Below are 12,682 nucleotides of genomic sequence, written 5' to 3' on the forward strand. Positions count from 1 at the left end.
AACGGGCAGGGTCAACCCTGCCGTTTACGCAGTAACAGTTGCGCCAGCAGCACCATCCCGAGGGAGGCGACCAGCATCAGGGTGGCCAGGGCGTTGACCTCGGGGGAGACCCCCACCTTGACCATGGAGTAGATCTTGAGCGGCAGGATCTCGTAGGCCGGGCCGGTGACAAAGGAGCTCACCACCACGTCGTCCAGTGACAGGGTAAAGGAGAGCAGCCAGCCCGCCATCACCGCCGGCAGGGCCAGCGGCAGTATGATGCGGCGCAGGATGATCCACTCGCCAGCCCCCAGATCCCGCGCAGCTTCCAGCATCCGCACATCAAAACCGCACAGCCGCGAGTAGACAGTGATCACCACAAACGGCAGACAGAAGGTGATGTGGGCGATCAGCAGCGACCAGAAGCCCAGCGCAATACCGGTCACTACAAACAGGGTCAGCAGCGAAATAGCCATCACGATATCGGGGGACATCATCACCACAAACAGCATGCCGCTCACGTACTGCTTGCCGCGAAAACGGTAGCGAAACAGCGCCACGGCGGTGAGGGTGCCGATCAGGGTGGCGGCGGTGGCGGTGAGGGCGGCGATGGTCAGGGAGTGCTGGGCCGCCTGCATCAGGCTGGCGCTGGCAAACAGCTTCTCATACCAGCCCAGGGTAAAGCCGCGCCAGTCGATGCCATATTTCGACAGGTTGAAGGAGTTGGCGATCAGCACCCCGATGGGCACATAGAGATAGCCAAACACCAGCAGCAGAAACAGAGCTTTCAGTGCGCGCATCATGCCAGCTCCCCCTTCTTGCTGAGCAGCTTGCCTGCCCGCCAGTAGCAGTAGACCAACAGCGCCATCAGCACCGTCAGCATCACGCTGATGGCGGCGCCAAAGGGCCAGTCACGGCTGTTGAGGAACTGGGTCTTGATCAGGTTGCCGATCAGCAGGTGTTTGGCGCCGCCCAGCAAGTCGGAGACATAGAACATCCCCATGGCGGGCAGGAACACCAGCAGACAACCGGCGATGATGCCGGGCAGAGTGAGCGGCAGAATGATCCGCACCAGCCGCTGCCAGCCGTTGGCGCCGAGATCCCGCGCTGCCTCCAGCAAACGGCCATCCAGCTTCTCGATGCTGGAGTAGAGCGGCAGCACCATAAAGGGGAGCAACACATAGACCAGCCCGATGATGACGGCCACCTCGGTATACATCATCTGCAGCGGTCGCTCGATAAGCCCCAGATCCAGCAGCCAGCCATTGATCAGCCCCCGAGTGCCGAGCAGCACTTTAAGCGCATAGGTGCGGATCAGGGAGTTGGTCCAGAACGGCACCACCACCAGAAACAGCAGCAGCGGGCGGATACGCGCAGGCAGATGAGCCAGCAGCCAGGCAAAGGGGTAACCCACCAGCAGGCAGATGCTTGTAGCGAGCAACGCCAGCCAGAGGGAGTGGAGCAGCACTTCGAAATAGAGGGGGTCCAGCAGGCGGCCATAGTTGCTCAGGGTAAAGAGCGGCGCGATAAGCTCGGACTCGTCACGGGTCAGGAAGCTGACGCCGATGATCATCAGGTTGGGCAAAAAGACAAACAGCGTCAGCCAGCCGAGGATCAGCGCGATGGCCGTGTTGCGAAAGCCGTTGTGGGCAAAGCTGTGCGGTACCCGCAGATTAGTGAGGCTCATAGGGCAGCACCACCTCCCAGCTGTCGACCCAGTGGATCGCCACCTCCTGACCCAGACGGTAGTCAAAGTCGGGGTCATCCTCGTCGAAGAACTCGGAGATAAGCAGCTGTTTGCCACTTTCGAGCTCGATCACCGAATCCAGCGTCGCCCCCTTGTAGTTGCGCTCGCGGATATTGCCCCGCAGCGCGCCGCTCTGATCGTCATCCTGATCAAGAATGCGCAGATCTTCCGGGCGCAGCAGCACCAGTACCTTCTCGTCTGGCTGGAACGGCAAGGCGGTATGGAGCAGGCATTCACGCCCCTCTACCTCGGCCTGCCAGATACCGGGTTCGCGCTGTCTGATCAGCTTGCCATCCATCACGTTGATCTCGCCGATAAAGCGGGCCACGAACAGGTTGGCTGGCGATTCGTAGATATCGCGCGGGGTGCCGCGCTGGATGATCTTGCCCCCCTCCATCACCAGGATGCGATCAGACATAGTGAGCGCCTCTTCCTGATCATGGGTGACGAAGACAAAGGTGATGCCAAGGCGACGCTGCAGCGCCTTGAGTTCGCTCTGCATCTGCTTGCGCAGCTTGTAGTCGAGCGCCGAGAGGGATTCATCGAGCAGCAGCAGGCGGGGCTTGTTGACCACGGCGCGGGCAATGGCGACCCGCTGTTGCTGACCGCCAGAGAGCTGATCCGGGCGGCGGTTGGCCAGCTCGGTGAGCTGCACCATGGCGAGGGTCTCCTCGACCCGCTGGCGGATCTCGCTGGCAGGCACCTTCTGCATCTGAAGGCCAAAGGCGACGTTTTCAAACACCGTCATATGGGGGAAGAGCGCATAGCTCTGGAACACGGTGTTGATGTGCCTGTGTTCGGCGGGGATATGGGTGATCTCGTCACCGGCCAGATGGATGGTGCCACCATCGACCGATTCGAGCCCGGCCAAGAGGCGCAGCAGGGTAGTCTTGCCACAGCCGGAAGGGCCCAGCAGGGTAAGAAATTCACCATCGTAGATTTCCAGGTCAAGGTCACTCAGGATCACCTTGCCATCGTATTTTTTGCTGATCTTGTTCAGCGCGACAATTACCTGTGGATTGTTCATCATCCGCCAGTCTCACCCCAGCCAGTGGCCATCGTGTTGAAAGAGGGCCGCATTCTATGCAGCCGACACATGAAATTAAAGGCTTTTTGGCCCGAATTAGCCGCAAGTGCGCAGGAAAAACGGCTACGAATAGCAGACCAAATCGCTATAATGTGCCACCTGATTTGGTCGTTTTCGATATTGGATAGTCAATTGAGTAATAAAATGCGTATTGGCGGCTCTCTTGAGCAGTCTCTGAACCAGGGCTACCGCCTTGATCTGAAAGGGGTCATCCAGGAGGGATGGCAACAGACCCGCCGTACCGGATTTGGCCTGCTGCTGGCGATTGTCGGGGTGACGGCGATCTGGATCCTGCTCAGCAATGTGCTGCTGTTGCCCTATCTGGGGGATGACAGCCAGATGAATGTGGCCATGGTGCTGAGTCTGCTGATGACGGTGGTGATGGCCCCCATGACCAGCTCCCTCGATATGCTGGGGTTGCAGCAGTCGGTCGGGGTGCGCGCCCGCGCCAACCAGGTGTTCGACTTCTTCCGCCACTTTGTACGCCTCGGCATGTTGAGCCTGCTTGGCAGTCTGCTCACCAGCCTGTTTGGCCCGCTGTTTGATCTGCTGGGATTGCCCGCCGTACTCTCTTTCATCCCCTCGGCCCTGATCGGCATGGGGCTGCTCTTTACCGTACCTCTGGTGCTGGAGCGCGGCCTGACGCCGCCCCAGGCCATTCTGGTCTCTCTCAAGCTCTTTGCGCGCGGCTGGCCCAGCATTGTGCTGTTCCACGGCGTGATGACTGCGCTCTTCTTCCTGGCTCTGATCCCCATGGGGTTGGGGCTTATCTGGGTGGCACCGCTCTATTTCAACTGCAAGGGGATCCTCTATCGGGATCTCTGCGGGGTGGGGGTAGAGGTTAACGAGGTGACAGAAGGCCCCAACCATTTCAATGCATGATGCAAAAGGACGTTGAATGACCCGTCGATATGGAGTGACCAAGGCTGTGCGCCAGAGTCTGCTGGCCACGCTCTTGCTGCCAGGGCTGGCGCTGGCTGAGCCGGTGCTGGATCTGCAATACAGCACCTTCTACAGCCAGATGAAGACCTTTGCCAAAGGGGAGTTTGGTCACGCCAGACTGGGGTTTTATCTGACCGATCCGCAAAATGGTCAGCGCTGTGGCCTCACCTTTGCCCGGGTTGCAACCGACAGCAAGGAAGTGGCGGGCGAGGTAACGGTCGATAGCGAACTGCGCCTGCCTTTTGATGAGGATCTCAACCTCGACAAGGGGATCGTGACCGTCGGCCTGAAAGAAGAGCACGCCACTTGCGATATGACGGTACAGGTGATGGCCGACGCACCGAATGGCCCCGAACTGCCGCTGGCGGAGCTGGCGGCCCGTCAGCAGCAGATGCAGTCGCTGCTCGACAAGATGGCGGGCATGGTCGGCAAGCACTTCCTGCCGAAGATGGAAGGGGTACGCATTACCCTGGTGCAGCAGAGCGGCACTGCTTATCTGATTGATGGCGCCCGTCAGGAAGCGCTGCCCTGGCAGGAAGGCCACCTGCTGCTAAGCAATGAGCAACTGGCCGCGTTCGCTGCCGGGCAACTGCGCCTGCAGGGTGACGTGCTGCGACTGACCCCCTGGCTGCACAAGGACTGATGCCGATGGTGTTGTCACGTTGGTAACAGGCAGGTCAAGAAAGCAAAAAAGGAGCGATTATCGCTCCTTTTTTATTGTGTGGCGTTTGCCCTGTGAGCGCGGCTTAGCGCACTTCAATCACATCCAGCATGTCCATCTCGTCGATATCCAGCAGCGGCGCCTTTGGCATATCGGGCGGATCAAAGGCCTTGTCGCCGCCATCGATGATGCCGGAGTCGCGGTTGATGCTCTTGAAGTCAAACAGCTTGTGGTCGAGCAGGTGGCTCGGGATCACGTCCTGAATGGCGGTGAACATGGTTTCGATACGACCGGGGAAGCGGCGATCCCAATCCTGCATCATCTGTTTGATGGCCTGACGCTGCAGGTTCTCCTGCGAGCCGCACAGGTTGCACGGAATGATGGGGAAGGCTTTGACGTCGGCGTAGCGGATCAGATCCTTCTCTTTGCAGTAGGCCAGCGGGCGGATCACCACGTTCTTGCCATCGTCGCTCACCAGCTTGGGCGGCATGGACTTGAGCTTGCCACCGTAGAACATGTTGAGGAACAGGGTCTCGAGGATGTCGTCGCGGTGGTGGCCAAGGGCAATCTTGGTGCAACCCAGCTCTTGGGCGGTGCGGTAGAGAATACCGCGGCGCAGCCGTGAGCAAAGAGAGCAGGTAGTTTTGCCTTCCGGTACCTTCTCCTTGACGATGGAGTAGGTATCCTCTTCAACAATCTTGTACTCGATGCCGAGGGAATCCAGATACTCGGGCAGCACATGCTCGGGGAAACCGGGCTGCTTCTGATCCAAGTTGACGGCAACCAGATCGAAATGGATGGGGGCGCTGGCTTTGAGGCTCATCAGTATGTCGAGCATACCGAAGCTGTCCTTGCCGCCTGAGAGGCAGACCATGACCTTGTCGCCCTCTTCAATCATGTTGAAGTCGGCAATGGCCTGACCCACGTTGCGCCGCAGGCGCTTCTGCAGTTTGTTAAAACTGTATTTTTCTTTGGCGTTCAGCTCTTCTAGCATGCTCGTAAAACCCGGGACACAAATAAGCGCGTTATTATAGCCATGTCCCGGGGGAGGGCAAGGTGCCAGGCACCTTATGATTGATTGCGACGACTGTCGACCGGGCAGCTGTAGTCCGCCGGTTTGAGGATCAGGATGTCGCAGGAGAGGCGGTCAATCACATGTTCGGCGGTATTGCCGAGCAAAGCTGCAGAAAGCCCGGTACGGCCGACGCAGCCCATGATCATCAGGGTCGCCTTGAGCTCTTCGGCCATATCCGGCAACACCTCTTCCGGTAGCCCCTCTGCTACCCGAGTCCAGAGATGACCGATCCCGAACTTGTCGGCATGGCTTAGCAGCAGGCTTTCGTGGTGCTTGCGGATAGCTTCGTTGTAGGCGTTGGGATCAAACTCTGGCAGCTCGATGGCCACGTTGACCGGGGTGCCCGGGTAGGTGTTGACCAGATAGAGATTGGAGCCCAGCAGCTCGGCGATGTCGCTTCCCTCTTGGGTGATCCGTTCGTTGAGCAGTTTCTGATCCGGATCGTCACTTGAGCAGTTGATGGCGGCGATGATGTTGCCGCCCCGTTGCCAGTGACCCTCTTTGACCAGCAGCACCGGACAGGGGCATTTGCGCAGCAGGTGCCAGTCGGTGGGGGTAAAGATGAAGGTTTGCAGGAAGCTGTGATGGTGAGTGGCTTTGACCACCAGATCGTGGCGCTGCTCCAGCACCTCCTGGATCACGCACTCGAAGGGACGATTGTGCCAGACCACTTTCACTTCGCACTCGATCCCCTGTGCCCGATAGGGGGTCAGGATCTCGTCCAGCCACTCACGTCGCTGTGAAATGACGCCGTCGCGCATCTCTTGCCGCTCGTCCACCGAGAGCATGGCGGTCATTTCATACGAGAAGTCATAGATGGTGAGCAGCAGGGTCAGATGGGCGTTTTCGTCCAGCTCGGCGACTTTGACTGCCCGTTCGAGGGCGATTTGGCGCTCCTCTTCTGGATTGATAACCACCAGAATATTCTGATATTTGACCATCTTCTCCTCCTTGGAAAAGTCCAATGACAGCAGAATCTTAGCCATTACAGCTTAGCGCAGGAGGAGGGTATGGGGAACGTACCGGATCACATTCCAGAGGAAAGGATCCGGCAGGGAAAGCAGGAAAAAAGTGAGAGGGTAAGCGGAAAAATCAGCCGCAGGGCGGGCGAGTTGCACCGGCCATCATGCCCAGCGCGACCTGATCCAGTACGGTAATGTATTTGCCTTTAACGCTGATGAGACCGGACTTCTGGAAACGGCCGAGCAGACGACTGATGGTCTCAACGGTCAGCCCCAGATAGTTGCCAATGTCACCACGGGTCATGGATAGACGGAACTCCTTGGCGGAGAAGCCGCGTTCGGAGAAGCGTACCGACAGATTGTGCAGGAAGGCGGCGAGGCGCTCTTCGGCATTCTTCTTGGAGAGCAGCAGGATCATCTCCTGATCGCCCATGATTTCGTTGCTCATCAGACGCATGATCTGCTGGCGCAGCTTGGGCATCTTGCCGGAGAGATCATCCAGCACTTCAAAGGGGATCTCGCACACCATGGCGGTTTCCAGCGCCTGGGCGAAGGAGGGGTGTGCTTGTTTGTGGATGGCATCAAAACCGACCAGATCGCCAGCGAGGTGGAACGCGGTGATCTGCTCATCCCCTTGCTCGGTGATGGTGTAAGACTTGATGGTCCCGGAACGGATGGCATAGAGCGATTTGAACTCATCGCCAGCCTTGAACAGCTCTTCACCCTTCTGGATCGGCTTCTTGCGCTCGATGATGCTGTCCAGCTGATCAAGCTCGTTGTCGTTCAGAGTGAAGGGAATACAGAGCTGACTGATGCTGCAATCCTGGCAATGAATTGCACAGCCACCGCTCTGGATACGTCTGCCAGGTTTCTTTTCCGGGATCATAGGCTCATACGAATAATTGATTTATATCAAACAAGTTTACCATCAACTCATCCGTTTTGGATAGGGTTTCAAAAGGAAGCAATGCCAATCCAGAAGGTATGCACCCCGAACAAAATGAGCAGCAGGGCACCGCCAAGGCGCAAACTGCGCAGGGTGAGCCAGTATCTCAGGCGATCGGCGAGCCCGCCCAACGCAAACAGGGTGGGCAGGGTGCCGAGGCCAAAAAATAGCATGATGAGCGCCCCGCCACTGGCCGAACCCGCCGCTGCGCTCCAGGTCAGCATGGAGTAGACCAGCCCGCAGGGGAGCCAACCCCACACCATGCCAAAGGGCAGTGCCTGCACAGGTGAGGTGAAGGGGATAAATTTGCCCGCCAGCGGTTTGATACGTGGCCAAAATCTGGCGCCGAGCCGCTCCAGCAGCAAGATCCCTTGCCACCAGCCCGCCAGATAGAGACCAAGCGCAATCATCAATAGCGCTGCCACGAGACGCAAGCCGGCAATAGCGTGTTTGCCAGCGCCCAGCTCACTGGTGGTTGCGAGCAGGCCGCCCACCAGTGCACCTGCAATGACATAGCTCAGGATCCGGCCGAGGTTGTAGTTGAGCAGATAGGCGAGCCGCCCCCAGAAGTGTTGTTTGTTGGCGGGGATTGCCATGGAGAGCGCGGCGGAGACGCCACCACACATGCCGATGCAGTGGGCGGAGCCTGCCAGTCCGACCAGCAGGGCGCCGGCCAGATCAAGGTTGTGGGTCATGGTCAGCAGGCTTTGCGGGTTTGTGGGTGGGTTGCTCTTCGTCAAACAGGATGTTGGAACCCTGCCGGTCGAGATCTTCAAACTGCTCGGAGCGAATGGCCCAGAAGAAGACGACCCCGGCGATGATCACAAACAGGATGGCGATGGGGATCAGGACAAAAATTATATTCATGAGAGGTACCTTGGCGTTCTTCCTTGGCAAGCGTCCCCTATGGTAACCCTGTTCGGGCAGGGGGCCAGCCGCTATCAATTAGAAATGTGGCCTGCATCGAAGGCAGGCCACATTTTCAGCTATTTTCCGCCACCAGCCTCATCGGTTGAGGCGCATGGAGTTGGTTACCACGATGAGTGAGCTGAGCGACATGCCCGCCGCCGCCAGATAGGGGGGCAGCCAGCCGCAGGCCGCCAGCGGCAACACCAGCAGGTTGTAACCGATGGACCAGGCGAAGTTCTCGATGATGATCTTGCGGGTACGCATTGCCAGCACTCTGGCCTCGAGCAGTCGGCTCAGGTCATCGGCCAGCAGGATGGCATCGGCGCTGTTTTTCGCCAGATCGGTGCCACCAGCCATGGCAAACGAGGCGTGCGCTCCGGCCAGTACCGGGGCGTCGTTAATGCCATCGCCCACCATGATGCTGATATCCCCCTGGGCTTCCCGGGCCTTGAGGTAGGTCAGCTTGCCATCGGGTGAGACCCCCTTGACCAGCTCATCCACGCCCAGCTCGCGGGCAATCTCGTCTGCCTGAAAAGAGCTGTCGCCAGTCAGCACGGTAGTTTGCAGACCTGCCGCCTTGAATGCCGCGATCAGCGCCCTGGCATCGGGGCGCAGGGTATCTTCCAGATTGAAGCGGGCCAAGACCTGCTGCTCGTCGGCCAGATAGATAGCCAGACCGCGGCCGCGTTCTTGCGCCGGATCCAGCCCAAGCCAGCGGGCACTGCCGATGCGGTAACGTACGCCATCCACCAGCGCTGTGATGCCGTGACCGATGACAGGGGTGATCTCGCGGGCGGATGGCAGCACACTGATACTGTCGGCAGGTAGCCGGAAGGCGCGAGCTATGGGGTGCTCGGATTGCGCCTCCATGGCCCGGGCGATGGCGAGGCAGTGCGTCTCGTCCATCTCTGCCAAGGTGGTGGTGCCGGTCAGACTGATCTCACCGGTGGTCAGGGTGCCAGTCTTGTCCATCACGATCCGGTTTGCCTTGGTCAGCACGTCCAGCACATGACCACGGCGCAGCAGAATGCCGTTGCGGGTCAGATTGGCGGTGGCCGAGGTTAGCGCCGTCGGAGTGGCCAGCGACAGGGCACAGGGGCAAGTGGCAACCAGCACGGCGAGGGTGACCCAGAACGCCTGATCCGGTTGATGGAAGTGCCAGAAAGTCCAAACCGCGGCGGCAATGATCAGCAGCACCAGAATAAAGTGGCGCGACAGCTGATCCGCCATCTGGGCGATGGCCGGTTTATCATCGAGGGCGTGATCCTGCAGCCGCATGATCTGGGCGATCCGCGACTCTTCGATACGGTGGCTGACCCGGATCTGCAGCGGGGCATCCGTGTTGATGGTGCCGGCATAGACCTGATCACCGCGCTGTTTGAGCAGGGGCAGCTGTTCACCGGTCAGCATGGATTCGTTGAGGCTGGCTTGCCCTTCGACAATGATGCCATCCGCCGGCAAGGTGGCGCCAGCCAGCACACGTACCCGATCGCCGACCTGCAAGGTCTTGGCCGCTACCTCATGTTCCCCTTCCTCATCGATGCGGGTCGCCATGATGGGCACCAGTCGCGCCAGGTTGGAGCTCGACTCCGACGCCTTGCGCCGGGCCCGCAACTCGAGAAAGCGCCCCAGCAGCAGGAAGAAGACGAACATGGTGATGGAGTCGTAATAGACCTCACCGGTATTGAACACGGTGGCCCACATGGAGGCGATAAAAGCCCCGATCAGCGCCAGCGACACCGACACATCCATCGACAGGTGACCCTGCTTCAGGCTGCGCCAGGCCCCCACGTAAAAGGGCTGGGCCGAGTAGATCATGATGGGGGTGGAGAGCAGCAGGCTTATCCACTTGAAGTAGACCATGAACTCATCTTCAACGCTGATGAAGAGATCCATGTAGAGAGCCACGGCGCACATCATCACCTGCATTGAGCCCAGCCCTGCCAGAGCCAGCCGGAACATATAGCTGCGCACCTCTTTGGCGTAGAGCGCCTCCTGTTGATGGGTCTGGAACGGGTAGGCCCGATAGCCGATCTGGGCAAATCCCTTGAGGATGTCACTCAGGGAGAGTTGGTCCGGATCCCACTTGATGCGGGCCCGGTGGGTGGTGGTGTTGACGTTGATGTAGCGCAAGCCGCCAAGGGTCATCAGGTGGCGTTCGATAAGCCAGGCACAGGCGGCGCAGGTGAGCCCTTCAACTGTCAGCTGGATTTCGCGAAGGGTACCGCTGTCGGTGACAAACTCCTGTTGCACTTCTGCCAGATCGTAGTGGGTGAGGGCGGCCAGCTCTTCGGGCACCAGATCGCCCTTGGTGCCAGGAGCGGTGCGGTGATCGTAGTAACTGGCGAGGCCGCACTCCATGATGGTTTCTGCCACCGCCTGACAACCGGGGCAGCACATGGGGCGAACAATCCCCTTTATCTCGAGGGAATAGCCACTATTAGCGGGTACCGGCTCGCCACAGTGAAAGCAGGGGGTCATGCGTTATGCCTCCCTGAATGCAGAATGCAAGCTGCAGGGGCGCTGGCGAACACCGGCTCGCCACAGTGAGAACAGCCGGTCATGGCTTAGCGTCCTTTCGGGTCGAGTTCGACAGGGGCCTGGGTGGGCAACTGGACGGTCTCTTGCAATCGCCACTCGTGATCGAAAGCATCGACCCGAATGTGCCACTTGCCGACCAGCGGCTTGTCGAAATGGAGGCGATAGGTGCCGCTCGCATCGGCGGTGATCATGTGTTCGCTGTCCTGACCGGCCAAGGTCGGGTGGAACAATGAGAGATAGAGAGCTTGCCCGGCAGGAATGTCACCGCTGATGGGTTTGAGGATCAGCTCGTTGCCGTCAACCTCCAGCACAAAGCGGATATTGAGTGCTTCGGAGCGGTCAAACTTGCTCAAGTCCTGATTGATCTCTTTCCCTTGTTTGTAATAGTCCTCGGCCACCAGATTGACCCCATCCTTGCTGGCGATGATGGCGGTGGCGATGCTGCCGACAACGGCGGCAGTGGGGAGGGCGATGATAAACCAGGGCCAGAATTGGCGATACCACGGTTTGGATAGAGGTTGGGTCATGATTGCTACTGCCATGAAACGAATGATTAACGTGGAAGATGGTTTTTACGCAACACAAGATAACAAAAAGCCTCGAGGAGTCGAGGCTTTTTGCTGTGTAATCACGTGTTTATCACATGTTACAACGTTACGGGCGAACCTTATTTGGCAGACTGTTGATGAGACAGGCTGTAAACGTAGGAGGCCAGCAGGTGAACCTTGTCCTCACCCAGAATGTCTTTCCAGGCTGGCATCACACCGTGACGACCGTGGGTGATGGTTTGTACCACCACTTCGCGGGAGCCACCGTAGAGCCAGGTGTTGTTGGTCAGATCTGGCGCACCGACGGCAACACCGCCCTTGGCATCGGCCCCGTGGCAGGCAGCGCAGATGGCAAAGCGTGCTTCACCTTTCTTCGCTTCCACCAGGTCGACCTTGCGACCGGAGAGGCTCAGCACATAGGAGGCCACTTCCTGAACGCCATCTTTGCCGAGGATTTCACCCCAGGCAGCCATGATCCCCTGACGACCGCCCATGATGGTGGTCTTGATTTGATCAGGCTGGCCGCCCCATTGCCATTCGCTGTCGGTCAGGTTCGGGAAACCGCGACCACCGCGGGCGTCAGAGCCGTGGCACTGGGAGCAGTTCTGCAGGAACAGACGCTGACCCACTTTCAGGGCTTCCGGATCCTTGGCGATCTCGGTGATGGCACGATAGGTTTTGCCATCCGCTTCGTAGGTGAGTTCACGGAACTTGGCGCCGTAGATCTCGTCAGCCTTGGCGACCTCACGGTCATACTCCACCGCGCGACCTTCAGCCTTGGCCGATTCGGTTGCAGCTTTGGACTCGGCCAGCGAGCGCACGTCCTGGTTGGAACTTTGCCAGCCCAGCAGGCCTTTGAAGTTGCCAAGCCCCGGGAAGGCGATCAAATAAACCAGACCGGTGACGATGAAGAAGAGGAACATGTAAGTCCACCACTTCGGCAGCGGGTTGTTGATCTCCTCGATGCCATCGAAGGAGTGACCCATCGATTTGCCTTCTTCAACACCCATCTTGTCCTTGCGGCACCACATCAGCAGCAAGAAGCAGCCGAGGATGGTTCCCAGACTGATGACAGTCACAAAAATGCTAAACAGAGTGCTCATTATTGTTTCGCTCCTGCGTTCTTTTTATCAGCACCGGGTTGCTCATCATCGGCAAAAACCAAATTGGCAGCCTCGTCGAAAGAGGTCTTGCGGCGTTTGCTGTAGGCCCAGACGATGATGCCAATCATGATGGCCATCAACAGCAAGGTATACAGACCGCGAAATGTGCCGTAGTCCATTTT

General features: G+C 58.7%; 14 protein-coding genes. 2 read left to right on the top strand and 12 right to left on the bottom strand.

From position 1 onward, the window contains the following. Nucleotides 1–11 precede the first annotated feature (11 nt). The 3 genes from potC to potA are packed head-to-tail and all read right to left on the bottom strand — an operon-like array spanning nucleotide 12 to nucleotide 2,756. Nucleotides 12–782 carry a spermidine/putrescine ABC transporter permease PotC gene (potC, locus tag G5380_RS02480; protein WP_005336644.1) on the bottom strand — a complete coding sequence of 257 codons (771 nt, stop codon included), beginning with the start codon at nucleotides 780–782 and terminating at the stop codon, nucleotides 12–14. Continuing rightward, entirely contained in the window at nucleotides 779–1,666 is an 888-nt protein-coding gene (potB, locus tag G5380_RS02485) for a spermidine/putrescine ABC transporter permease PotB (RefSeq protein ID WP_193860264.1), read from the bottom strand. Before potB ends, potC begins: the two co-directional genes overlap by 4 nt. Next, complete coding sequence (potA, locus tag G5380_RS02490) at nucleotides 1,653–2,756, bottom strand: spermidine/putrescine ABC transporter ATP-binding protein PotA (RefSeq protein ID WP_421352325.1); 1,104 nt, start codon at nucleotides 2,754–2,756, stop codon at nucleotides 1,653–1,655. Before potA ends, potB begins: the two co-directional genes overlap by 14 nt. A 201-nt stretch (nucleotides 2,757–2,957) precedes the next feature. Here potA and G5380_RS02495 point away from each other — a divergent pair, with 201 nt between their 5' ends. Together G5380_RS02495 and G5380_RS02500 are read left to right on the top strand one after the other, a co-directional pair. Then, the gene (locus tag G5380_RS02495; RefSeq protein ID WP_005351939.1) at nucleotides 2,958–3,695 is read left to right on the top strand and encodes a hypothetical protein; all 738 of its coding nucleotides are present in this window, start codon (nucleotides 2,958–2,960) and stop codon (nucleotides 3,693–3,695) included. Nucleotides 3,696–3,711: 16 nt separating this feature from the next. Next, the gene (locus tag G5380_RS02500) at nucleotides 3,712–4,398 is read left to right on the top strand and encodes a DUF2987 domain-containing protein (RefSeq protein WP_421230992.1); all 687 of its coding nucleotides are present in this window, start codon (nucleotides 3,712–3,714) and stop codon (nucleotides 4,396–4,398) included. Between the two features lie 103 nt (nucleotides 4,399–4,501). Here G5380_RS02500 and ttcA read toward each other — a convergent pair whose 3' ends face one another. The 9 genes from ttcA to G5380_RS02545 all read right to left on the bottom strand — a co-directional run bounded on the left by ttcA (nucleotide 4,502) and on the right by G5380_RS02545 (nucleotide 12,679). Continuing rightward, on the bottom strand, nucleotides 4,502–5,410 hold the full coding sequence (gene ttcA / locus G5380_RS02505) for a tRNA 2-thiocytidine(32) synthetase TtcA (protein WP_421172914.1): 909 nt from the start codon (nucleotides 5,408–5,410) through the stop codon (nucleotides 4,502–4,504). A 74-nt stretch (nucleotides 5,411–5,484) separates the two neighbouring features. Further along, nucleotides 5,485–6,432 carry a universal stress protein UspE gene (gene uspE / locus G5380_RS02510; RefSeq protein WP_005345417.1) on the bottom strand — a complete coding sequence of 316 codons (948 nt, stop codon included), beginning with the start codon at nucleotides 6,430–6,432 and terminating at the stop codon, nucleotides 5,485–5,487. Nucleotides 6,433–6,583: 151 nt separating this feature from the next. Continuing rightward, a complete protein-coding gene (locus G5380_RS02515) occupies nucleotides 6,584–7,339 on the bottom strand; it encodes an FNR family transcription factor (RefSeq protein ID WP_005336632.1) in 756 nt (251 codons plus the stop codon). Between the two features lie 68 nt (nucleotides 7,340–7,407). After that, complete coding sequence (locus G5380_RS02520) at nucleotides 7,408–8,094, bottom strand: sulfite exporter TauE/SafE family protein (protein WP_279502064.1); 687 nt, start codon at nucleotides 8,092–8,094, stop codon at nucleotides 7,408–7,410. Then, complete coding sequence (gene ccoS, locus G5380_RS02525) at nucleotides 8,078–8,266, bottom strand: cbb3-type cytochrome oxidase assembly protein CcoS (RefSeq protein ID WP_005360558.1); 189 nt, start codon at nucleotides 8,264–8,266, stop codon at nucleotides 8,078–8,080. The genes G5380_RS02520 and ccoS overlap by 17 nt, the downstream gene beginning before the upstream one ends. A 138-nt stretch (nucleotides 8,267–8,404) precedes the next feature. Continuing rightward, the gene (locus G5380_RS02530) at nucleotides 8,405–10,789 is read right to left on the bottom strand and encodes a heavy metal translocating P-type ATPase (RefSeq protein WP_421209049.1); all 2,385 of its coding nucleotides are present in this window, start codon (nucleotides 10,787–10,789) and stop codon (nucleotides 8,405–8,407) included. An 86-nt stretch (nucleotides 10,790–10,875) separates the two neighbouring features. Next, nucleotides 10,876–11,376: a FixH family protein gene (locus tag G5380_RS02535; protein WP_216978777.1), complete on the bottom strand. Its 501-nt coding sequence runs from the start codon at nucleotides 11,374–11,376 to the stop codon at nucleotides 10,876–10,878. A gap of 140 nt (nucleotides 11,377–11,516) precedes the next feature. After that, nucleotides 11,517–12,500 carry a cytochrome-c oxidase, cbb3-type subunit III gene (gene ccoP / locus G5380_RS02540; RefSeq protein ID WP_019446377.1) on the bottom strand — a complete coding sequence of 328 codons (984 nt, stop codon included), beginning with the start codon at nucleotides 12,498–12,500 and terminating at the stop codon, nucleotides 11,517–11,519. Beyond that, entirely contained in the window at nucleotides 12,500–12,679 is a 180-nt protein-coding gene (locus G5380_RS02545; protein ID WP_005336620.1) for a CcoQ/FixQ family Cbb3-type cytochrome c oxidase assembly chaperone, read from the bottom strand. Before G5380_RS02545 ends, ccoP begins: the two co-directional genes overlap by 1 nt. Nucleotides 12,680–12,682 lie beyond the last annotated feature (3 nt).

This window comes from Aeromonas sp. 604443, assembly GCF_049170315.1.
In the GTDB taxonomy this organism is placed as follows: domain Bacteria; phylum Pseudomonadota; class Gammaproteobacteria; order Enterobacterales; family Aeromonadaceae; genus Aeromonas; species Aeromonas veronii_A.

Bases quoted from the DNA above. Each gene is read 5' to 3' on its own strand.
- G5380_RS02500 (WP_421230992.1), top strand. From the start codon at position 3,712: ATGACCCGTCGATATGGAGTGACCAAGGCTGTGCGCCAGAGTCTGCTG.
- potC (WP_005336644.1), bottom strand. From the start codon at position 782: ATGATGCGCGCACTGAAAGCTCTGTTTCTGCTGCTGGTGTTTGGCTAT.
- G5380_RS02495 (WP_005351939.1), top strand. From the start codon at position 2,958: ATGCGTATTGGCGGCTCTCTTGAGCAGTCTCTGAACCAGGGCTACCGC.
- ccoS (WP_005360558.1), bottom strand. From the start codon at position 8,266: ATGAATATAATTTTTGTCCTGATCCCCATCGCCATCCTGTTTGTGATC.
- G5380_RS02530 (WP_421209049.1), bottom strand. From the start codon at position 10,789: ATGACCCCCTGCTTTCACTGTGGCGAGCCGGTACCCGCTAATAGTGGC.
- G5380_RS02515 (WP_005336632.1), bottom strand. From the start codon at position 7,339: ATGATCCCGGAAAAGAAACCTGGCAGACGTATCCAGAGCGGTGGCTGT.
- G5380_RS02520 (WP_279502064.1), bottom strand. From the start codon at position 8,094: ATGACCCACAACCTTGATCTGGCCGGCGCCCTGCTGGTCGGACTGGCA.
- G5380_RS02535 (WP_216978777.1), bottom strand. From the start codon at position 11,376: ATGACCCAACCTCTATCCAAACCGTGGTATCGCCAATTCTGGCCCTGG.
- potB (WP_193860264.1), bottom strand. From the start codon at position 1,666: ATGAGCCTCACTAATCTGCGGGTACCGCACAGCTTTGCCCACAACGGC.
- G5380_RS02545 (WP_005336620.1), bottom strand. From the start codon at position 12,679: ATGGACTACGGCACATTTCGCGGTCTGTATACCTTGCTGTTGATGGCC.
- ttcA (WP_421172914.1), bottom strand. From the start codon at position 5,410: ATGCTAGAAGAGCTGAACGCCAAAGAAAAATACAGTTTTAACAAACTG.
- uspE (WP_005345417.1), bottom strand. From the start codon at position 6,432: ATGGTCAAATATCAGAATATTCTGGTGGTTATCAATCCAGAAGAGGAG.
- ccoP (WP_019446377.1), bottom strand. From the start codon at position 12,500: ATGAGCACTCTGTTTAGCATTTTTGTGACTGTCATCAGTCTGGGAACC.
- potA (WP_421352325.1), bottom strand. From the start codon at position 2,756: ATGATGAACAATCCACAGGTAATTGTCGCGCTGAACAAGATCAGCAAA.